This is a genomic window from Acidovorax sp. FG27, from assembly GCF_040365715.1.
Classification (GTDB): domain Bacteria; phylum Pseudomonadota; class Gammaproteobacteria; order Burkholderiales; family Burkholderiaceae_C; genus Paracidovorax.
Window position 1 is genome coordinate 20,226 of record NZ_BAABVY010000015.1, and the last position, 21,007, is coordinate 41,232.

The window sequence follows — 21,007 nt, forward strand, 5'->3', positions numbered from 1 at the left end:
TCACTTCTAGATGGGGCTAGGTTCCAATCGGAGCCTTCCCGTTCATTCACCCTGATCCGAAACCGCCATGGCCCGACCCCGATTCCTGCCCGACAACTACGTGCTGGCGCTGCTGGCCACCGTCGCCCTGGCCAGCGTGCTGCCCGCCTCCGGCCTGGTGGCCCGGGCGTTCGAGGGGCTGACCATCGCGGCCATCGCGCTGCTGTTCTTCCTGCACGGCGCCAAGCTCTCACGCGAGGCCATCGTGGCCGGCATATCGCACTGGCGGCTGCACCTGCTGGTGGTGGCCTGTACCTTCGTGCTGTTCCCGCTGCTGGGCTGGGCGCTGCGGCCGGTGCTGGAGCCGCTGGTGACGCCCGAGCTGTACCTGGGCGTGATCTACCTCTGCGTGCTGCCGGCCACCGTGCAGTCGGCCATCGCCTTCACCGCCATGGCGCGCGGCAACATGCCGGCGGCGATCTGCAGCGCGTCGGCCTCCACCCTGCTGGGCATCGTCATCACGCCGCTCCTGGTCAGCCTGCTCATGCCGCAGATGGTCAACGGGAGCGGCTCGGCCCAGCATGCCGACACGCTCGCCAGCATCGGCCGCATCATGCTGCAGCTGCTGGTGCCGTTCATCGCGGGGCACCTGCTGCGGCCCTGGATCGGCGGCTTCATCAAGCGCCACGGCGGGGCGCTGAAGTACGTGGACCAGGGCTCCATCCTGCTGGTGGTCTACACCGCCTTCAGCGCCGCCGTGATCGAGGGGCTGTGGCAGCAGATTCCGCTGGGCGCGCTGCTGGGGCTGCTGCTGGTCTGCGCGGTGATCCTGGCGCTGGCCATCGTGTCCACCACGCTGCTCGCCCGGCGGCTGGGTTTCTCGAAGGAGGACGAGATCACCATCGTTTTCTGCGGCTCCAAGAAGAGCCTGGCCAGCGGCGTGCCCATGGCCAAGGTGCTGTTCGCCTCCAGCGCCGTGGGCGCCCTGGTGCTGCCGCTGATGCTGTTCCACCAGATGCAGCTGATGCTGTGCGCCGTGCTGGCCCAGCGGTATGCCCGCCGGCCGGAGGCGGCCGAGCCGGTGGCGGCGGCTGCGACCGTGGCTGCGGCCGTGGCGCCCGCCGGTGCCGAGCCACCGCGCCGCTGAATCCGGCGCCCGCCCGCGTTGCCGCGGCGGGCTACACGCCCGCCTGCTGGTGGCGCCATTCCTGCGTGCGGCCGCCCCAGCCGTAGGCCGCCGCCCGCGCATCGATCAGGTGCACGTAGCTCACCTCGTGCAGGCGCGGCAGCAGCGCGGCGAAGGCCGCGTGGATCTCGCGCAGGTAGCGCGCCTTCTCGGCCTTGGTGTTGGTCTCGTCGGTGATGCTGATGTCCAGGTGAAAGGCGTTCTGGCCCAGCTCGGCTAGCGACGCGCCGCCCACGAACCATTGGTCTGCCGCGATGAACTGCACGGTGGTGGCGATCACGGCCAGCTGCTTGCCCAGCACGCGCTGGGTGGGCTCGGCGACGGCATCGACCGCGCGGCGGGCGAGGGCGGCATCGGGCGTGCCGCTGAGGTGGATGACGATGTGGGGCATGTGGGGCCTTCGAAGCGAAGAAGTTGTTGGAAAGGCCATTGTTGGACTTCTCCTTTCAGCAGAAAAGCGGGATGATGCGATGCCATCCATCGGCATACCCGTTGGATCGGTCCACCACCATGCAGCACTTTCCCCTCGACCAGCTCCAGTCCTTCATCGCGGTGGCCGACGCCGGCAGCGTGACGGCCGGGGCACCGCGGGTGTTCCTGTCCCAGTCGGCCGTCAGCGAACAGCTGCGCAAGCTGGAAGAGCGGGCCGGCCAGCCGCTGCTGGTGCGCTCCAAGGCCGGCGTGGCGCCGACCGAGGCGGGCCTGCGCCTGCTGGCCCATGCCCGCCAGCTGCTGGCGATGAGCGAGGCCGCGTGGCGCGACCTGCACGGGGTGCCGCTGCAAGGCACGCTGCGCCTGGGCGTGACCGACTACTTCCGCCCCGCCGAACTCGCCGCGCTGCTGGCGCGCCTGCAGGACCGGCACCCGGGGGTGCGGCTGCAGGTCAGCGTGCAAAAGAGCGGCGAGATCGAGGCCGCCTATGCGCAGGGTGCGTTCGACGTGGGCATCACGATGCGGCTGCCCCAGGCGCCCGGGACCGGGTCAGGTTCAGAGGCGGGCGTTGTGCTGCGGCGCGAGCCGCTGCGGTGGATGGGGGCGGCGCAGTCTCTGGGCGCGCCGCCTGCCGCCGGGGCGCCATTGCACCTGCTGGCACTGCCCGATACCTGTTCGCTGCACCGCTTCACGGTTGCCCTGCTGCAGCGCCGCCGCGTTCCGTTCGTGGTCACGCTGATGGCCTCGGGCGTGGCGGGGCTGCAGTCGGCCCTGGCGGCGGGCCTGGGCGTGGCCTGCCTCAACGCATCGGCCCTGTGCGACGGAGTGCGGGTGCTGCCCGCCGCATGGAAGCTGCCGGCCCTGCCGCAGGCCCGCTTCGTGGTGCTGGCGCCGCGGACGGGCGAGCCCGAGTTCACCCAGCGGGCCCGTCAGCTGCTGGTGGCCGACTTCGCCTGACGGCGACGTCAAGCGGCAAGGCGGCACTCAACGTTTGGCGCGCTCCGCCTGCTCTTCCTCGCCGGGCGGCACTTCCAGCCGCTCGTTGCGCACTTCCTTCATCATGTCCTCGCCCACCGGATCGGTGCCGTCGAGCGGCACGTCGCGTTCCTGGGTGACCTCGGGTTCGTCGCTGGCGGGCTTGCGGGGACTGGTGGACATGGTGGGCTCCTGGAAATGGGCGAAACGGCGGGCCACCGGACTCCAGGGCAGTCCCGCAGGGTCCTGGCAGGCAGGTCGCGGGGTTCTGCAGCGGCGAGGGCGGCCCTCTCGCCACAGGTTAAGCCGTGGTGGCAAGGGCCACCGTAGGACGGCGGGCCAAGCCCGCCGCAGAGCCGTCCCGACGCGCCAGCGCGGCCCCAGCGCGTGGCTCAGGAGGGCAGGGACGCCTCCGGCGCGGGCGCGCTCGCCACGCGCAGCCGGTTGGGCGCCAGCGCCCCGGCCGAATCGAGGATGGGATAGGCGATCGAGCAGATATGCGAATTGATGCGCTTGAGCTCGCTGATGAGGTCGATGTGCAGCGAGCTGGTCTCCATGCTGGGCACGGTCTTGTCGGACAGGCGCACCAAGTGGGTCGCGGCGTAGGCACGCTCCAGGTCGCGGAAGCGCGCCTTTTCTTCCAGCAGCTTCTGCGCATCGCGCACGTTGCCGTTGAGGAACACGCTCATCCCCAGGCGCAGGTTGTCGATCAGGCGGCGGTGCAGCTCGGTGATCTCGGCCGTGCCGGCTTCAGAGAACTGGCGGCCCTTCTTGATCTTCTTGTCCTCGATGTCCAGCAGCACGCGCTCGATGATGTCGCCCACCTGCTCCATGTTGATGGTGAAGCTGATGATGTCGGTCCAGCGCCGGCTCTCTTCCTCGCCCAGCGCCTCGCGCGAGATCTTGGTCATGTAGTACTTGATGGACGAATACAGCTCGTCCACCTCGTCGTCCATCTTGCGCAGCCGCTCGGCCAGTTGCAGGTCGTTCTTCTGGATCACGTCGAGCACGCCGACCAGCATGGTCTCCACCACGTCGGCCTGGTAGAGCGCCTCGCGCGCGGCGCAGGAGATGGCAAGCGAGGGCGTGGAGAGGGCGGACGGGTCGAGGTGGTGCGGCCGGCGGCTCTGCACGCCCTGCGGCTTGGGCAGCAGCCGCGTCACCCAGTGCGCCACCCACTGCGTGAAGGCGATGAAGCCCAGGCTGATCACCACGTTGAAGCCCAGGTGGAACAGCACCACGCCCTGCGCCGCGCCCGGCAGGTGCGGGTGCACGTGCCGCAGCCACAGGCCGATGAAGGGCGCCACCAGCACCACGCCCATGAGCTTGAAGACCAGGTTGCCCACGGTGACCTGTCGCACCTCCACGGCCGACTTGGCCGTGGTCAGCACCGCCAGCAGGCCGCTGCCCAGGTTGGCGCCCAGCACCAGGCCCAGCGCCACGTCGAGCGGCACCACGCTGGAGGCCGCCATCGCCGCGATCAGCAGCACGATGGCCAGGCTGGAATAGGCCAGGATGGCGAGCAGCGAGCCCATCACCACTTCCAGCACGATGTCGCTGTTGAGCGAGCCCAGCATCGCCTTGATGATGGGCGAGGACAGCATCGGCCCGCTGGCCTGCACCACCATCTCCAAGGCCAGCAGCATCAGCCCGAGACCGATCAGCACCCGGCCGACGCGCCCCGCGGTGCTGGCCTGGCGCGAGATGAACAGCACCACGCCCACGAAGATGAAGAGCGGCGACAGCCACGACAGGTCAAACGAGAACAGCACCGACATGAGCGCCGTGCCCACGTCGGCCCCGCGCATCACGGCCAGGGCCGCCGGCAGGGTGATGAGGCCCTGCCCGACGAAGGACGAGGTCATCAGCGAGGTGGCCGTGCTGGACTGCACCAGCGCCGTCACGCCCATGCCCGAGAGCGCGGCGGTGAAGCGGTTGCCCATGCTGCGGGCCAGCATGGTGCGCAGGTTGGCGCCGAACACGCGCAGCACGCCGGTGCGCACCAGGTGGGTGCCCCAGACGAGCAGCGCCACGGCTGCCAGGAGATTCAACAAATGCTTCATGAAAAAGGAAAATCGGGTCCTGTGCCGGGAAGGTGCGGAAGGCACGCGGGGGTGCGGAGGGCGGTCGCCGGGCTCGCGGACAAGCGGTACAGCATACTCCTGCTTCGATAGCAGAAGCCGGGCCCGCGCCGCCGGTTCGGGCCTTGCGCGGCGCTGTCAACGCCCTGCGTCGGGGGCCGAGAGTATGCGCCGCACGCGGCGGCCCCGGTGTAGGAGCCGGACTACGGCAGCAGGCCGCTGCCCGGCTTTTCGGCCGGCGGAAAGCAAGAAGCCCGCATGGCGCGGGCTCGTGATGTGCGGGCGAGACGCGCTCGCTCGCTCGCCCCGCCGCCGGTCAGCGGCCGCGCCGCACCCGCAGCAGCTCGTCCACGATCAGGCACACAGCCCCGATCGTGATGCCCGCATCAGCGATGTTGAACGCCGGAAAGTGCCAGCCCCGCAGGTGGAAGTCGAAGAAGTCCACCACGTAGCCGTGCATCATGCGGTCCACCACGTTGCCGACCGCGCCGCCCAGGATGCTGGAGAGCGAGAAGCAAAAGAGCTTCTGCCCCGGATGGCTGCGCAGCTGCCACACGATGAAGAGCGCCGCCGTGACCCCGATGGCGGTGAACAGCCACCGCTGCCAGCCGCCCGCGTCCGCCAGGAACGAGAACGCCGCCCCCGTGTTGTGCGCGCGGACGATGTTGAAGAAGCTGGTGATGTAGGTCGCGTCGCCCAGGCGGTAATAGCCGAGGATCAGCGTCTTGGTGAACTGGTCGGCCACCAGGATGAGCACGGCCCAGGCCAGCCAGGGCCAGACGGAGCCGCCCCCGGCGGACGGCTTGAGCGAGAGGGAGGAGCCGGATGCGCCGCGGGCCATTTATGCGTGCTCCCGCTGTTCGCCCGCGCCGAACAGGTTGCTCACGCAACGGCCGCACAGGGTGGGGTGGGCGGCGTCCGCGCCCACGTCGGCGCGGTAGTGCCAGCAGCGCTCGCATTTCGCGTCGGAACTGGGCTTGACGCCGATGGATAAGTCGTCTCCTGCTACCAATTCAATAGCGGACGTGATGAACACGAACTTCAGGTCGTCGCCCAGGCTGGCCAGCAGGGCGTGGTCTTCCGGCGCGGCCGTCAGCGTCAGGTTGGTCTGCAGCGACGAGCCCACCTGGCCGGTGGCGCGCAGCGCCTCGATTTCCTTGTTCACCACGTCGCGGATGGCGCGCAGGCGCATCCACTTGGCGGCCAGGCCTTCGTCGGCGCTGGCGATGGGCTGGTAGGTCTCCAGGAAGATGGAGTCCGAACTGCCGAAGGTCTTCCAGGCTTCTTCGGCCGTGAACGACAGGAACGGCGCCATCCAGCGCAGCATGGCGTGGGTGATCTGGTAGAGCGCCGTCTGCGCGCTGCGGCGCGCCAGGCTCTTGGGGGCGGTGGTGTAGAGCCGGTCTTTCAGCACGTCGAGGTAGAAGCCGCCCAGGTCTTCCGAGCAGTAGAGCTGCAGCTTGGCGACCACCGGGTGGAATTCATACGCCTGGTAGTGCGCCAGCAGGTCGGCCTGGAACTCGGCGGCACGCGTCAGCGCGTAGCGGTCGATCTCCAGCATCTGCGGGAAGGGCACGGCGTCCGTGGCCGGGTCGAAGTCGCTCACGTTGGCCAGCAGGAAGCGCAGCGTGTTGCGGATGCGGCGGTAGGCGTCCACCACGCGTGCCAGGATCTTATCGTCGATACCCAGGTCGCCCGAATAGTCGGTGGAGGCCACCCACAGGCGGATGATCTCGGCGCCCAGCTTGTTGCTCACCTGCTGGGGCGAGACGGTGTTGCCCAGCGACTTGCTCATCTTCTTGCCCTGGCCGTCCACCGTGAAGCCGTGCGTGAGCAGGCCGCGGTAGGGCGCGCGGCCGAAGATGGCGCTGGCCAGCAGCAGCGAGGAATGAAACCAGCCGCGGTGCTGGTCGTGGCCCTCCAGGTACAGGTCGGCCTCGGGGCCGCTGTCGTGGTGCATGCCGGCGTGCGTGCCGCGCAGCACGTGCCAGAAGGTGGAGCCCGAGTCGAACCAAACCTCCAGGATGTCGGTGCTCTTGGTGTAGTGCGCGGCGTCGTCGGCGCCCAGGATCTCCTCGGCCGTCACGCGGCTCCAGGCCTCGATGCCGCCGGCTTCGACGATGGCGGCGGCCTGGTCCATGATCTCCAAGGTGCGCGGGTGCAGCTCGCCCGAGTCCTTGTGCAGGAAGAACGGGATGGGCACGCCCCAGCTGCGCTGGCGCGAGATGCACCAGTCGGGCCGGCCGGCGATCATGTCGCGCAGGCGGGACTGGCCGTTCTCGGGGTAGAACTTCGTTTGCTCGATGGCGGCCAGGGCGATCTGGCGCAGGGTCTGGGCGGGCTTTTGCGCCGGGTCGGTGAACACGCCTTCGCCTTCATCCATGCGGATGAACCATTGCGCGGCGGCGCGGTAGATCACCGGCGTCTTGTGGCGCCAGCAGTGCGGGTAGCTGTGCGTGATGTCCTTGGTGGCCATCAGGCGGCCGGCGTTCTTCAGCGCCTCGATGACGACCGGCACGGCCTTCCAGATGTGCTGGCCGCCGAAGAGCGGGAAGTCCGGCGCGTAGGCGCCGTTGCCCTGCACGGGGTTCAGGATGTCGTCCAGCGCCAGGCCGTGGCCCACGCAGGAGTTGAAGTCTTCCAGGCCGTAGGCGGGCGACGAGTGCACGATGCCGGTGCCGTCGTCGGCGGTGGCGTAGTCGGCCAGGTAGACCGGGGACAGGCGCCGGAAGCCGTGGCTGCCGTCCTCGCTGGCCACGTCGTAGAGCGGATGCTCGAATTCCAGCCCGCCCAGCTGCCGGCCGGCGGTGGTGGCGATCACGCGGCCCGTCAGGCCGTAGCGCTCCAGGCAGGACTGCACCAGCGGTTCCGCGACGAGCAGGATGCGCTCGCCCGTGTCCACCAGCGCGTAGGTGATCTCGGGGTTGAGGTTCAGCGCCTGGTTGGCGGGGATGGTCCAGGCGGTGGTGGTCCAGATGACGACGAAGGCTTCCTTGTCCAGCGCGGCCAGGCCGAAGGCGGCGGCGAGCTTGGCGTTGTCGTGCGCCTTGAAGGCCACGTCCAGGGTGGTGCTCTTCTTGTCCTGGTACTCGATCTCGAATTCGGCCAGCGACGAGCCGCAGTCGAAGCACCAGTAGACGGGCTTCAGGCCCCGGTAGACGAAGCCGCGTTCCATGACTTTTTTGAGCGCGCGCAGCTCGCCGGCCTCGCTCGCGAAGTTCATGGTCTTGTACGGATGGTCCCATTCGCCCAGCACGCCCAGGCGCTGGAAGTCCACCATCTGCTGGGCGATCTGCTCGGTGGCGAAGGCGCGGCCCTTGGCCTGCATCTCGTCGCGCGGCAGGTTGCGGCCATGCAGCTTCTCGATGGCGTTCTCGATGGGCAGGCCGTGGCAGTCCCAGCCCGGGGCATAGAGCGCGTCGAAGCCCTCCAGCTGGCGGGCCTTGGTGATCATGTCCTTGAGGATCTTGTTCACCGCGTGGCCGATGTGGATCTGGCCGTTGGCGTAGGGCGGGCCGTCGTGCAGGATGAACTTCGGCGCTCCCCGGCGGGCGTCGCGCAGGCGCTTGTAGATGCCCTTGTCTTCCCATTCCTGGACCCAGCCCGGCTCGCGCTTGGGCAGGTCGCCGCGCATCGGGAAGGGCGTGTCGGGCAGGTTCAGCGTGGCGCGGTAATCCGTGCCGGCGGCGGGGTTGGATGCGGTGGGTTGGTTTTCGGACATGGCAGGACCTGGGGGCTTTCCGGGCGGCGGCCCGGAAGGCGAGGGAAGAGGAGGGGGTGAGCGTTCGGCGGCGGCGCCGCGGCGTGGAGGGCGGCGGCGTCGGGCGGATCGTCAAATTCGGTCGCGCGTGGTCTGGCGGTGGGTTTCGGCGTGCGCGCTGCCGGCGAAGAACGCCCGCGCGTCGTCGCAGTCCTTGGCGATGCCGGCGGTCAGGGCGTCGAGGCTGTCGTATTTCAGCTCGTCGTGCAGTTTGAGCAGGAGTTCCACGCGGATGATTTTACCGTAGGCCCCTTCCGGCCCCAGGCTGGCGGGCCATTGCAGGCAGTGCGTCTCCAGCAGCACGCGGCCGCCGTTCACGTCGTTCGGGTCGAGCGAGGGGCGCACGCCCAAGTTGGCCACGCCGGGCAGGGGCGTGTCGCCCAGGCCATGCACGCGCACGGCGAAGATGCCGCTGGCGGCCGGCTTCCAGTGCGAAAAGCGCAGGTTCAGTGTGCGGAAGCCGTCGGCAGCGCCCGCCGCGCTGGCGCCCAGTTCACGGCCGAGCTTGCGGCCATGCACCACGTGGCCGCTGATGGCATAGGGGCGTCCCAGCAGGCGGGCAGCGCCGTCCATGTCGCCACGCGCAAGCGCATCGCGCACGGCCGAGCTGGAGACGCGCAGGCCGTGCACTTCATAACTGTTCATGCGCGCCACATCGAAGCCGCGCTCGCGGCCGGCCGAATCGAGCAGTGCATAGTCGCCCGCGCGCTGGGCGCCGAAGCGGAAGTCGTCGCCCACCAGCACGTAGCGGGCGCCCAGGCCGGCCACCAGCACCTCGTCGATGAAGGCCTGCGCCGGCTGGCGGGCCAGCCGCTCGTTGAAGGGCAGCACCACGGCCTGCTGCACGCCGCAGGCGGCGAGCTCGGCCAGCTTGTCGCGCAGCGTGCCGATGCGGGCGGGGGCGAGCTCGGGCCGCTGGCGGGCGGCGGCGAAATAGTCGCGCGGATGGGGTTCGAAGGTGAGCACGCAGCTGGGCACGCCCCGGTGCGCGGCTTCGTTGTTCAGCAGCGCCAGCATCGCCTGGTGGCCGCGGTGCACCCCGTCGAAGTTGCCGATGGTGAGCGCGCATTCCCGGGCGATGCTCGGGTGTTGGAAGCCGCGGAAGATCTTCATCCGTTTGCTCTGCTTTTGATAGCGTCAGGCGCAGGTAAATCAAGCGCTGGACGCGAATTTGTCATGAAAAGAGTATATTGTGCGCCAGGGATGCTCTTCACGGATGGAGCGGCCAGTGCGCACTGCGGATCAGGATGGGCTGCAAGGTGCAAACCGCAGTGATAGCCGCAGCTATCACGAGGATTTGCAACGCCGCAGACCCCCTGAGGCCGCAGATGCACACGGCGCGGTGATTCGTGAAGAGCATCCCCAGGGGACTGCCGGTTTCCGTGACACGCACGGCGAGCGCTGGATGCGTGCAGCGGCAAGGCCGGGCGATCTCCCTGGGCGGCCCGGCGCGGCCGCCGCGAGACATCAGCGTTCCGATCCTCGTTCTTTCGGCAGGAGGCGTGTTGTGAAGGTCCTGAAGTTGTCGGCCCAGGGGCTGCCCCAATCATGGATCACGCTCGAGCAGGCGGTCATCCACTACGCCGCCGGCGAAGTGCGCTGGGAATCGGGCGGCCACGTGGCGCGCTTTCGCGGCGGGCACAACGCCATCACCGGCGAGCAGTCGGTGATCGACGTCAACAGCATCATCGGCACCCGGGGCGTGCCGGCGATCAACCCGTTCGAGCTCAAGCCCGGCCTCACCAACCAGAAGCTCTTCGCGCGCGACCGCAACGTGTGCGCCTACTGCGGCGGCCACTTCCACGAAGACGTGCTGACGCGTGAACACATCGTGCCCTACGCCCGCAACGGGGTGGACCACTGGATGAACGTGGTCACCGCCTGCCGCGCATGCAACCACCGCAAGGGCCCGCGCACGCCCGAACAGGCGCACATGCCGCTGCTCTATGCGCCCTACGTGCCCAGCCTCTGGGAGGACTTCATCCTGCGCAACCGCCGCATCCTGACGGACCAGATGGAGTTTTTGCTGGCGCACGTGCCCAAGTCGTCCCGGCTGCTGGAATGAGCCGCCGGGCGGCTCGCCGCAGGCCGGGGGGCAGGCGGGCGGCGCGTGGTTTCCCGTACACGGGCCGCGCCGCCGAGGGGGGATAATTTCGCCTCGCTTTCTCGTCACCCGGCCCTGCGGGGCTTCACAGATCGGACCGTTCCCATGCGCATCGTTTCCCGCCGCCTGGCCCTGGCTGCTGCCTCGGCCGCTGCCGTTGCCGGCTTCGCCGCCACTCCCGCATTCGCCCAGCAGGCCAAGGAAGTCAAGCTCGGCTATGCGCTGGCCGTCAATTCGCACTACGGCGCCGCCGCCCAGGCCTGGTCGGAATCGGTGGAGAAGGCCACCAACGGCAGCATCAAGTTCAAGCACTTTCCCTCCAGCGCGCTGGGCGGCGAGCGCGAACTGATCGAAGGCCTGCAGCTGGGCACCGTGGAGGCCGTCATCGTCTCCACCGGCGCTTTGAGCAACTTCGTGCCCGACGTCGGCGTGGTGGACATCCCCTTCCTCTTTCGCGACACGGCCCATGCCCGCGCCGTGCTCGACGGCGCCTTCGGCCAGGAGCTGCTGGGCAAGTTCCAGAAGCGCGGCCTGATCGCGCTGGCCTGGGGCGAGCAGGGCTTTAGGCACCTCACCAACAACAAGCACCCGGTGAACACGCCCGCCGACCTGAAGGGCCTGAAGATCCGCGTGACCGAGAACCCGGTGCACATCACCGCCTTCCGCACGCTGGGCGCATCGCCCACGCCCATGTCCTGGCCCGAGGTGATCGGCGCGCTGCAGCAGGGCACCATCGACGGGCAGGAGAACCCCATGTCGGTGATCGTCTCGGCCAAGTTGCCGCAGGTGCAGAAGTACCTGTCGCTCACCGGCCACGTGTATGCGCCCATGGCGCTCATCGTGTCGCCCGGCTTCTGGGGTGGCCTCTCCGACGCGCAGAAGGCCGCCTTCACGCAAGGCGCCAAGGCCGGCGCGCTGGCCTCGCGCAAGTTCGTCGATGACGTCGAGCAAAAGGGCCTGGCCGAGGTCAAGGCCGCCGGCATGCAGGTGGTGGAATCGGTGGACAAGAGCGCCTTCCAGAAGGCGCTGGAGCCCGCCTACAAGCAATACGCCACCAAGTTCGGCCAAAAGACCCTGGACCAGATCACCAGCGTGAAGTGAAGTGAAGGCTTCTGCGGCCCGCCCGGCTCGAGCCGGGCGCCGCCGCACCGTGCCAGCCCGCCCGGCCCCGCGTCCGGGCTTTGTTTTTTCCAGACTACCCACCATGCTCCAACGCCTCGAGCGCGCCCTGGTCGCCGGCAACCGCTGGCTGCTCATCATCCTGCTGCTGGCCATGGCCTGCATCGTCTTCGCCAACGTGGTGCTGCGCTACACCACGGGCGATTCCATCGTCTGGGCGGAGGAAGTCGCGCGGCACCTCATGATCTGGGGCACCTTCCTGGGCGCGGGCCTGGTGCTGCGCTTCGGCGGCCACGTGGCCATCGACAACCTGCACCACGTGCTGGGCGAGCGTGCCGCGCGCGTGCTGCGCGGCTTCGTGGTGGTGGCGCTGGGCGTGTTCTTCCTGGTGATGGCGTGGTTCTCGGTGCAGTACGTGTGGGCCACGCGCTTTCAGACCACGCCGGCCACCGACATCGCCTTCGCGTGGATCTACTCTGCCATGCCGGTGGGCTTCGTGCTGCTGTTCGTGCACCTGCTGTTCATAGCGCGCGGCTACATCCTGGGCGGGCGTTTCGCCGAGTCCGACGAAATGGACGCCGAATCGGCGGCCTCGCTCTGATGCCCCGGCAACGCACCCGCGCAAGGACCTGACACCATGGCCATCACCCTCTTCGTTTCCGCCATCGTCCTCATGGCGCTGGGCTTTCCCGTCGCGTTCGCGCTGGCCATGTCGGCCGCCATCGCGGTCTTCGTGGGCGGGCGCTATCCGCAGCTCATCGTGTTCAAGGAGATGTTCACCGGCATCGACAGCTTTCCGCTGATGGCCGTGCCGTTCTTCATCCTCGCGGCCGAGATCATGTCAGGCGGCGCGCTCACCGTGGTGCTGCTGCGCTTCGCGGCGCAGTTCGTGGGCCACCTGCGCGGTGGCCTGGGGCACGCCAACATCCTGTCGCTCACGCTGTTCTCGGGCATCTCCGGCTCGGCCCTGGCCGATGCGGCGGGCCCGGGTTCGATGATGGTCAAGATGATGGACAAGGCCGGCTATTCGCGCGCCTATGCCGCGGCGCTCACCGCCAGCACGGCCATCGTGGGGCCGATCATCCCGCCCTCGATCATCATGATCATCTACGCGCTGCAGGACGAGCAGGTCTCGGTCGGCGCGCTCTTCATCGCCGGCTTCGCGCCCGGCATCCTGATCGCCGTGGCCATGGCCATCGTCAACTGGCGCGTCTGCGTCAAGCGCGACTACCGCTCGCGCGAGCCGCGCCCGAGCGGCCGCGAGATGCTCGCCAACAGCATCCGCGCCATTCCCGCGCTGATGCTGGTGGTGCTGATCCTGGTGGGCATCCGCTTCGGCATCTTCACGCCCACCGAGGCTTCCGTCGTGGCCGTGTTCTACGCGCTCGTCTGCGGCAAGTGGGTCTACCGCACGCTGGAATGGAAGGCCCTGCCGCACATCGCCGCGCGCTCGGCGCTGCTCACCGCGTCGGTGCTGCTGGTGGTGGCCGCCTCGGCCGCCTTCGCCTGGGTGCTGACCGTGGAGGGCGTGCCCCAGCAACTGGCAGAGACCATCGTCGGCTGGAACCTCTCGCCCGTCACCTTCCTCATCGCGGTCAACATCCTGCTGCTGCTCTTCGGCATTTTCATGGAGCCGCTGCCGGGCGTGATGATCCTGGTGCCCATCCTCGCGCCCATCTCGGCGGCGCTGGGCATCGACCCGATCCACTTCGCGATGGTGGTGATCGTCAACCTGACGCTGGGCATGATCACGCCGCCGGTGGGCGGGCTGCTGTTCGTCACGTCAGTGGCCACCAAGGTGCCCCTCGCGGCACTCACGCGCGAGCTGCCGCCCTTCCTCGTCGCACACCTGGTGGTGCTGGTGCTGCTGACCTTCGTGCCGGCGATCTCCACCTGGCTGCCGCACGCGCTGGGCTTTTGACGCGGGGGCCGCGTAGGGCCAAAGAAAAAGCGCCCGTCCCGGGCGCTTGCGTCAGGTGGCGGTGGCAGGGGCGGTGCCCTGCCAGCGTGCCGATCAGGCGGGCTTGCGCGCCGTGACCAGAAAGCCCTGCACCGGTTGGCCGCCTTCCTGGCGCAGCACCATGTCTTCGATGTCCACCGGCTGAAAGCCCGCGTCGCGGCACAGCTGCTCCACGTGGCTGCGCTTGTGGGCGTAGCGGCCGGTGCCCTGCAGCACCAGGTCGGGGCCGTCCTCCGGCGCGGCTTCGCACGAGAAGTACAGGTCGCCGGCGGGCTTGAGGATGCGGAAGGCGTCGGGAATGGCTTCGCGCAGGTCGCCCGCGTAGATGAACACGTCGAGCGCGGCCATCACCTCGTAGATGTCGCCGGGCGTCTCGCGCAGGGCGTCCAGCAGGTTCACCGTGTGGAAGCGGTCGTACACGCCGTGGCGGATCGCCTGTTCGATCATCTTCTTGGAGATGTCCACGCCGATGAGGTAGCCGTCCAGCCGGCCCAGGCACACGCCCAGCAGGCCGGTGCCGCAACCCAGGTCCAGCACGTTCAGGGCTTTCTCGGGAAAGCGCGCCAGGATGCGGTCGGCCACGATCTTGGGCAGCTGGTAGCGCAGGCCGCGCACGGTGTGCTGGTCGTAGATCTCCGCCAGGTTGTCGAACAGGCTGCGGTTGAGCTCGGTGGGCTGGTGCGCGGGCGTCACGCCATGCGCCAGCGCGTTGTAGTAGGCGTAGACCGAATCGCCGGGCGCCAGCTCCAGCAGGCGCGTTGTGTCGCCCACGGCCTGCGAGGGCTTGCCGGCGGCCAGCAGCGTCTGCACGCGGCCCAGCAGCGCCTCGGTGTCGCCCGCGTCCTGCACGATCAGGCTGTCCCACACCTGCAGCGACTCCGCGTGCTGGCCCAGCGAGGACAAATCGCGCGCCAGCAGGCGGCGCAGCTGCACGTCGCCCGGCACCATCTCCAGGCCGCGGCGCAGGTGGCGCACGGCCATCTCGGTGTGGCCGGCACGGTGGGCGATGTCCACCACGCCCGCCAGCACGACCGGGTTGCCCGGCTCCAGCGCCGCGACCTTCTCGGCCAGCTGCAGGGCTTCGTCGTTCTGGTGGTGGCGCGCCAGCATCAGCGCCAGCTCCAGCAGGCCCGGGCCCCAGTCCGGCGAGATGGCCACGCTGTGGCGCAGCGAATCGATGGCCTTGGGGATGTTGCCCGCCTGCTCGGCCATGAGGCCGGCCAGCATGAAGACGCGCGGGTCGTTGGGGATCTTCTGCTGCGCCTTGTTGAGCGTGCGCGCGGCCTCTTGCAGTTGGCCGTCGGCGATCTGCGTGCGCGCGGTTTCGAGGAGCTTGCGGTTGGGGTCGGCTTGGGGGGCGATGGCGCTCATGGACTCGGAAAAGTAAGAGCCGGGCGCTGGGCCCGGCTGCATGGAAATTGGGGGGGATTATCCCGGAATCCCGATGCGGGCCTCAACTGGCCGCGCGCTGGCGGGCGATGGTCAAGGTGAAGCATGTCCCCCGGCCGATCTGGGAGGCGACATCGATATCGCCTCCGTGCAACCGGGCCACCCTGCGCGCCACCCAGAGCCCGAGACCGAATCCCTGCGTACGGTCCGTCCGGTCGCCGCGCTCGAACTGCTCGAACATCCGCTGGATCGATTCCGGCGAAATGCCATGCCCCTCGTCAGACACTGAGAACTCCAGCTGACCGGTGGTGTTCACCGCCGCCGTGACCACGATTTCCCCGCCCCTGGCATGCTTGACCGCGTTGTCCACCAGGTTGGACAAGGCGATGCGAACCAGCGTGGCATCGCACATCCATTGATCGGGCGCTTCGTGAGTGACCAGGCGCAGTTGGTGCCGCGGCGACCAGCGCACCAGTTGCGCCGCGTGTTCCAGAAGCTCGTTGACCGCAACCATGGTTGGAAAGATGTGAAAGCCCGAAGCGTCCATGCGGTCCGTGATGAGGCAGCTGTCGACCAGCGAGGTCAGCCGCCGGCAGGCCCGCCGGATCTGGGACGCCCGCTCCATCTGGCCTTCGAGCGCATGCGTGGGAAAGCTCAGCTGCTCCGAGGCGGCACTGTCGATCACCGCCAGCGGCGTCCGGAACTCATGGCTGATCATCTGGAAGAACTGGCGCTGTTCCTGGCGCAAGGCGCGTTCGCTTTCCAGGGCCTGGGCCAGGGCCGCCTGGGCCCGCAACGCGTCCGTGGTGCGGCGTTCCACGCGCTGCTCGAGGATCTGCTCCGACTGCGCGAGGTGCCGCAGCGCGGCCGTCTGGGCCTCGGTGGCCTTCCGATACCGCAACACCATCTCGACGAAGACGGCGCAGGCCGTCAACAGCATGAAGAGCAGGGACTCGGTTTGCCAGACCAGCGTGGCGTTCACTTCCATGCGAAACCAACCCAGCAGCGAGAAGGTGGGAAGAATGCCCGACGCCGCATGCACCATGTAGGCCGCCAGCAGCACCGCGTGAACTGTGCTGCGCCGATGGCGGTGCAGGGTGGCCACGCACAGCGTGATCGCCATCGCGTCGCACGCACCCATCAGCACCAGGTTCATCCATGCGACGGAACCGTAGAGTCCGACGACAGGACTGATGGCGCCGGCACACGCCAAGCACGCGACCACGGACAGGGCCTTGCGCATGGACCGATGCTGTTGCGCAGAGGTCAGCTGCAGCCTGATCTGCCACGCGAGGGCAGAGGTGAGGGCAAACGCCCCCATGCCGACCGCGTGGCTGGCCCATTCCGTCATCGTGGCTGGCACCCACAGGCTAAGGTATCCGTGCAGGTTGAAGATGTGGATGCAGCCCACTGTGCACAGTCCAGCCAGCCCGTAGAGCTGCGGTGTGCGGAAGATCGCGGCGGCCCCCACCACAGCGGCCAGCAAGGCGAACAGCACCCCGAAGAACAATCCCTGGTGCCGCTCGTCCTCGACGAGCGTCTGCCGCAGCTGAGAGTCCGTCAACACCCGGGCGTCGAACTGCATGGCGCTGGTGGTGCGGATGCGCACGAGTGTCAGCTGGTGGGGCTGCAACTCGAAGAGCGGCTGCCGCACTCCCGCCTTCTCGCGCCCGGGCACCAGATCGCCGGAGGCCTGCGCCTTCCACGAGCCCGGCGCGCTTTCGTCCGGTTGGTAAAGCGTGATCGAGTCCACATAGCTCGGACCTGCCAGAAGCCAAAGCGTGGATGTTGGCCCACCGTCCGCGCCCGGGCTGTGGAAGCGCAGCCATACCGTTTGGCTGACATAGCCCGCGCTCAACGGCAACTGCATGTTGGGGACGATCCGGCCCTCGCCCGCCGCCGCTATGTCCGCTGGCGTGAGCGCATGGGTGGGGTCGTTGATGCGCTCGACCGACAGGCGACCTTGCATGCCCGAGGGCGGGCGGCTGTCGTCATCACGCGTCCCTGCCGCGCAACCCAGTGTCTCCAGCACCGCGAAGGCGACAAGCAGCCAGCAGCACACCCGGCGGAGCGAGGCGGCCCGGAACCAGCGGAATGTGAGTTTTTGTGAGTGTTCGTGCATGGAGCAGCAACGTGGCTCAATCGACAATACGGAATCAATTGTTTACGTTTGATCTCTGGAATGTTGCCGGAATTCGAGATAGCCGTCGTGGAAGACGACGAAGACATCCGCAACAACGTGTGTCGATATTTGGAAAAGACAGGGTTCCGCGCCTGGTCGGCGGAGTCGACAGAGGACTTCTACGTTCAGCTGTTGCGCAAACGTGCGGATCTGGTTGTCGTCGACATAGGGTTGCCGGGCGAAGACGGTCTGAGCCTTGTGCGCCGACTCTCCGAAATGGGGATAGCCGCCGTACTCATGACGGCAAGGGCCGAAGTGGAGAGCCGCATCCTCGGCCTGAACTCGGGTGCGCTCCAGTACTTCGTGAAGCCTGTGGACATGGAAGAGCTGGTGGCAGGGATCCGGTCGCAACTGCGCCGCGGGGTGTCGCAACTGGCCAGGCCAGCGCTTGCGCCGGCTTGGCGGCTTGACCGCTCCCGTGCGCGCTTGATCGCGCCCAATCAGGAGGCCGTGGAGTTGACCAGCCGGGAACTGGAACTGTTGGGCTGCCTGATGGCGCAGCAGGGTGCCCTGGTGACCAAGCAGGACTTGACCGAGGCGGTGGGCGCCGACGCCGCCGAAGACGGGTTCCACCGGGTCGAGTCGCAGCTGACTCGTCTGCGCCGCAAGACGTTGGAGGCCACCCGACTGGCTTTGCCGGTTCGATCGGTGTTCGGGCGGGGACTGGTATTCGTGGGCTGAGTGACCGACAAGGCTCGGGGCGCATCGGCCTTTGTTTGGCCGAGGCCGGTGCCGGCCTCCTGAGCCGGGTCGTCGTTCCTGCGCATGTGGTTCGAAGGGATGCCGAGCCACGGGCCGCGGAAATCACCTGCATTGATGGGTTGGGCTTGGCGCAAGGCTGCAGGCAGATGCAGTGGTGCCCGGCCCGCAAGTTTTGACGACAGAAAGTGCTTCACAGAGGAGATGGGAAATTGATCACCGAAAACTTTTTTGCAGCGCTGCGCGGAAGGCCTGACAGGCTGCTGCGCCGCACGGGGTTGTTATGGCTGACCTTGCTCGTCCTGCTGCTTGCCGCAGGGTCTGCACGCGCCGGCTTCTTGAACGGTGGGTTCGAGAACGACCTGGCCAACTGGAACATCCGTCACCTGCTGGTACCCGGCTCGGGCATACCTTCGGCCAACTTTCCGCCTGACACCGAAAGCGATCTGGGTCTCACGACCAACACCTCGTCCACCCCTGCGCCTACCGATGCCGTGGGCAATGGCGCGGACACCAACGTAAACAACCAGGTGCGCTTTCCGCTGTATGGCGCCAAGAGCGCTCGCATCAACTACCTGGGTGCCTCCAACCGTGCTGCGTCCATCGACCAGACCGCCACGATGACCCTGGGCGATGTGGACCCGGCCGACGGCAAGGCGCACGTGCGCTTTGCCATCGCGCCCGTGCTGCAAAACCCGGGCCATTCGCCAGAGGAGCAGCCCTATTTCTTCGTCGAGGTGTACAACGTCACGAAGAACAAGCAGCTGTTCTATACGTTCAATTTCTCCGGGCAGTCCGGCGTACCCTGGCAGACCGTGGGCGGCTTCCAGTACACCAACTGGCAGACCATCGACATCGCGCCAGGCGCCGGTGTGCTGGACGTGGGCGATCAGGTCAAGGTCACCGTGATCGCAGCCGGCTGCAGCGCGGGCGGCCACTCCGGTCACATCTACGTCGATTCCGGAGCCGGGCTCACCAACCTTCCAGGCCCGGGCATCAAGGCCGACGCGCCTGAATACGCGGCTGCCGCCAGCAACGTGACGTACAGCTATCTGTACTCCAACCAGGGCGATGTTCCGCTCACCAGCACCGTGGTGACCATCGTGTCGCCGCAGGACAACACGGCCGGCACGCCGAAGAACCTGCGTGTCGACCCGTCGTCCGTGCCGGGCTCCTGCACCGTCAGCACGTCGGGCGCTGCCGGCAACCAGATCGACACCGTGTCCTGCCCCGTCGGAACGCTGAACCCGGGGAGCAGCGGAACCCTTCCGTTGACCTTCATCACGCCCGGCACCACCACCGGCCCGATCAACCATGGCAACTACTCCATCGTGGGAGACGCCATTTCTCCACTGCTGGGACCGCTGGTGCAAAGCCAGATCACGACCGATCCGCTGGTCGACCTGGCCGTGACGCTGACGGACGGACAAAATTCCGTGATCTGGGGCCAGGCCCTGAACTACACGATGTCCGTCACCAATTCGGGACCAACGGCGGTCCCGGCCGGCACGACCATCCAGGAGACGGTTCCCTCCTCGCTGACCAACGTCACCTGGACCTGCACTGCCAGCGGCGGTGCGGTCTGCCCGGTGGCTTCGGGCTCCGGAGCGGTCAGCCAGATCCTGCCAGGCCCTGTCCCGGTGGGCGGCGTGCTCACCTACGCCATCTCCGCGCAGGCCGATCCGGCAGGCAGCGGTGCCAGCACCATCCTGCACACGGCCACCGTGACCGCGCCAGCGGGCGTGAGGGATCGCGAGAACTCCAACGACACCGCCACCGACGCTGATCCCGTCGGCTCGGGCCTGTTCGCGCTGACGGTGAGCAAGGTCGGCACGGGAGTCGTGACCTCGGTGCCTTCGGGCATCAGCTGCGGCGCCACCTGCACCACCAATGCGCCCGGCGGCTCTCAGGTCATCCTGTATGCCACTGCGCCTTCAGGGTCGATCTTCTCCGGCTGGAGCGGTGGCGGTTGCTCCGGCACCGCCCCCAGCTGCACGGTGTCCATGGATGCCGCGAAGACCGTGACGGCCAACTTCACGGTGCCCCTGGACGTGACACCCACGGTGGGTGCGAACGGCGCGGTCACCCCCGCCGTCACGCAGCCCGTGGCGCCTGGTGGCACGACGTCGTTCACCGTGACGCCCAACGCAGGGTATGCGCCCGTCGTCACCGACAACTGCGCAGCGGGCGGCACGCAAACCGGCGGCGCCCTGGTCGGGAGCACCTACACCACCAACGCCATCGCGCAAACTTGCACGATCAACTTCAGCTTCGTGAATACCGGCGTGTCCACGGTCACGCCCACGGTGGGCACCGGCGGCTCCCTGACGCCCAATGCGCCCAAGACCGTGGTGACCGGTGGCTCCGCCGCCTACGTGGTGACGCCGAACACCGGCTACACCCGAGGCGCGACCACGGGCACCTGCGCTGCAGGCACCTGGTCCGGCACCACCTACACCATTGCTCCGGTGACGGGCGACTGCACGGTCAACTTCGCGTTCGTGCCCCCGGTGGCAGTGACGGCGTCGGTGGCCTCGGGCAACGGCGCGGCCAGCCCCGCTTCCCAATCGGTAGCCGTGGGTGGCACGGCGGTGATCACGCTCACCCCCGGGGCCGGGCAGCGCGCCACCCTGGCGGCCGGCAGCACGTGCACGGGCGGCAGCTTCAATGCCGACACCACGGTCTACACCATCCCGGCCGTGGCGGGTGCCTGCTCTGCAGCGTTCGCGTTCGTGCCCAACCCCGTCGCGACCGCATCGGTCCTGTCGGGCACTGGCACCGTGTCGCCGGCCTCGCAGTCCGTGATGCCCGGCTCCAGCGCCGTGTTCACGCTGACTCCCGGTGCCGGCTTGCGTGCCTTGCTGGATGCCTCCAGCACGTGCACGGGCGGCAGCTTCGACGCGGCCTTCACCACGTACACCGTGCCCGCCATGGCGGCCGACTGTACGGCGGTGTTCCGGTTCGAGGCGGTTGCAGGCCCTGCGCCCGTTCCCACGCTGTCCGAGTGGGGCATGATCCTCCTGTCAGGGCTGCTGGCTTTCATGGTCTGGCTGCATCGCCGCAGGTTCGGCGGTTGAAGTGGCCTGAACACTGATCCGATCCATCGCTCACAGCGCTACGCGAACCTCGCCAGACGCCCCA

16 protein-coding genes are annotated in these 21,007 nt (G+C 68.2%); 8 read left to right on the plus strand and 8 right to left on the minus strand.

Annotated features, from left to right (window positions below; genetic code table 11):
* The first annotated feature begins 67 nt into the window (after nucleotides 1-67).
* Nucleotides 68-1,126, plus strand: coding sequence for a bile acid:sodium symporter family protein (locus ABWV53_RS19740; protein WP_353367848.1), 1,059 nt, complete (start codon nucleotides 68-70; stop codon nucleotides 1,124-1,126).
* Between the two features lie 31 nt (nucleotides 1,127-1,157).
* Here ABWV53_RS19740 and ABWV53_RS19745 read toward each other — a convergent pair whose 3' ends face one another.
* Nucleotides 1,158-1,556 carry a tautomerase family protein gene (locus ABWV53_RS19745; RefSeq protein WP_353367849.1) on the minus strand — a complete coding sequence of 133 codons (399 nt, stop codon included), beginning with the start codon at nucleotides 1,554-1,556 and terminating at the stop codon, nucleotides 1,158-1,160.
* A 119-nt stretch (nucleotides 1,557-1,675) separates the two neighbouring features.
* Between ABWV53_RS19745 and ABWV53_RS19750 the strand changes: the two genes are divergently transcribed.
* The gene (locus ABWV53_RS19750; RefSeq protein ID WP_353367850.1) at nucleotides 1,676-2,554 is read left to right on the plus strand and encodes a LysR family transcriptional regulator; all 879 of its coding nucleotides are present in this window, start codon (nucleotides 1,676-1,678) and stop codon (nucleotides 2,552-2,554) included.
* Nucleotides 2,555-2,581: 27 nt separating this feature from the next.
* Here ABWV53_RS19750 and ABWV53_RS19755 read toward each other — a convergent pair whose 3' ends face one another.
* The 5 genes from ABWV53_RS19755 to ABWV53_RS19775 all read right to left on the minus strand — a co-directional run bounded on the left by ABWV53_RS19755 (nucleotide 2,582) and on the right by ABWV53_RS19775 (nucleotide 9,526).
* Entirely contained in the window at nucleotides 2,582-2,755 is a 174-nt protein-coding gene (locus ABWV53_RS19755) for a hypothetical protein (protein WP_353367851.1), read from the minus strand.
* 209 nt (nucleotides 2,756-2,964) lie between these two features.
* On the minus strand, nucleotides 2,965-4,635 hold the full coding sequence (locus ABWV53_RS19760; RefSeq protein WP_353367852.1) for a Na/Pi cotransporter family protein: 1,671 nt from the start codon (nucleotides 4,633-4,635) through the stop codon (nucleotides 2,965-2,967).
* A 334-nt stretch (nucleotides 4,636-4,969) separates the two neighbouring features.
* A complete protein-coding gene (lspA, locus tag ABWV53_RS19765) occupies nucleotides 4,970-5,494 on the minus strand; it encodes a signal peptidase II (protein WP_353367853.1) in 525 nt (174 codons plus the stop codon).
* Nucleotides 5,495-8,374: an isoleucine--tRNA ligase gene (gene ileS, locus ABWV53_RS19770; protein ID WP_353367854.1), complete on the minus strand. Its 2,880-nt coding sequence runs from the start codon at nucleotides 8,372-8,374 to the stop codon at nucleotides 5,495-5,497. It lies immediately after the preceding gene.
* A gap of 111 nt (nucleotides 8,375-8,485) precedes the next feature.
* Nucleotides 8,486-9,526 carry a bifunctional riboflavin kinase/FAD synthetase gene (locus ABWV53_RS19775; RefSeq protein ID WP_353367855.1) on the minus strand — a complete coding sequence of 347 codons (1,041 nt, stop codon included), beginning with the start codon at nucleotides 9,524-9,526 and terminating at the stop codon, nucleotides 8,486-8,488.
* A gap of 394 nt (nucleotides 9,527-9,920) precedes the next feature.
* Between ABWV53_RS19775 and ABWV53_RS19780 the strand changes: the two genes are divergently transcribed.
* The 4 genes from ABWV53_RS19780 to ABWV53_RS19795 all read left to right on the plus strand — a co-directional run bounded on the left by ABWV53_RS19780 (nucleotide 9,921) and on the right by ABWV53_RS19795 (nucleotide 13,557).
* Nucleotides 9,921-10,478 (plus strand): HNH endonuclease, encoded by a 558-nt coding sequence (locus tag ABWV53_RS19780; RefSeq protein ID WP_353367856.1) that lies wholly within the window; start codon nucleotides 9,921-9,923, stop codon nucleotides 10,476-10,478.
* Between the two features lie 144 nt (nucleotides 10,479-10,622).
* The gene (locus ABWV53_RS19785) at nucleotides 10,623-11,618 is read left to right on the plus strand and encodes a TRAP transporter substrate-binding protein (protein WP_353367857.1); all 996 of its coding nucleotides are present in this window, start codon (nucleotides 10,623-10,625) and stop codon (nucleotides 11,616-11,618) included.
* A gap of 103 nt (nucleotides 11,619-11,721) precedes the next feature.
* Nucleotides 11,722-12,237: a TRAP transporter small permease gene (locus ABWV53_RS19790; RefSeq protein WP_353367858.1), complete on the plus strand. Its 516-nt coding sequence runs from the start codon at nucleotides 11,722-11,724 to the stop codon at nucleotides 12,235-12,237.
* Between the two features lie 36 nt (nucleotides 12,238-12,273).
* Nucleotides 12,274-13,557, plus strand: coding sequence for a TRAP transporter large permease (locus ABWV53_RS19795; RefSeq protein WP_353367859.1), 1,284 nt, complete (start codon nucleotides 12,274-12,276; stop codon nucleotides 13,555-13,557).
* A 93-nt stretch (nucleotides 13,558-13,650) separates the two neighbouring features.
* Here ABWV53_RS19795 and ABWV53_RS19800 read toward each other — a convergent pair whose 3' ends face one another.
* Both ABWV53_RS19800 and ABWV53_RS19805 read right to left on the minus strand, forming a co-directional pair.
* Nucleotides 13,651-14,967, minus strand: a complete 1,317-nt coding sequence (locus ABWV53_RS19800) for a tetratricopeptide repeat protein (protein WP_353367860.1) — start codon at nucleotides 14,965-14,967, stop codon at nucleotides 13,651-13,653.
* A gap of 82 nt (nucleotides 14,968-15,049) precedes the next feature.
* Nucleotides 15,050-17,107 carry a sensor histidine kinase gene (locus ABWV53_RS19805; protein WP_353367861.1) on the minus strand — a complete coding sequence of 686 codons (2,058 nt, stop codon included), beginning with the start codon at nucleotides 17,105-17,107 and terminating at the stop codon, nucleotides 15,050-15,052.
* 60 nt (nucleotides 17,108-17,167) lie between these two features.
* Here ABWV53_RS19805 and ABWV53_RS19810 point away from each other — a divergent pair, with 60 nt between their 5' ends.
* Together ABWV53_RS19810 and ABWV53_RS19815 are read left to right on the plus strand one after the other, a co-directional pair.
* The gene (locus ABWV53_RS19810; RefSeq protein ID WP_353367862.1) at nucleotides 17,168-17,848 is read left to right on the plus strand and encodes a response regulator transcription factor; all 681 of its coding nucleotides are present in this window, start codon (nucleotides 17,168-17,170) and stop codon (nucleotides 17,846-17,848) included.
* 356 nt (nucleotides 17,849-18,204) lie between these two features.
* The gene (locus tag ABWV53_RS19815; protein ID WP_353367863.1) at nucleotides 18,205-20,943 is read left to right on the plus strand and encodes an IPTL-CTERM sorting domain-containing protein; all 2,739 of its coding nucleotides are present in this window, start codon (nucleotides 18,205-18,207) and stop codon (nucleotides 20,941-20,943) included.
* Nucleotides 20,944-21,007: the final 64 nt, after the last annotated feature.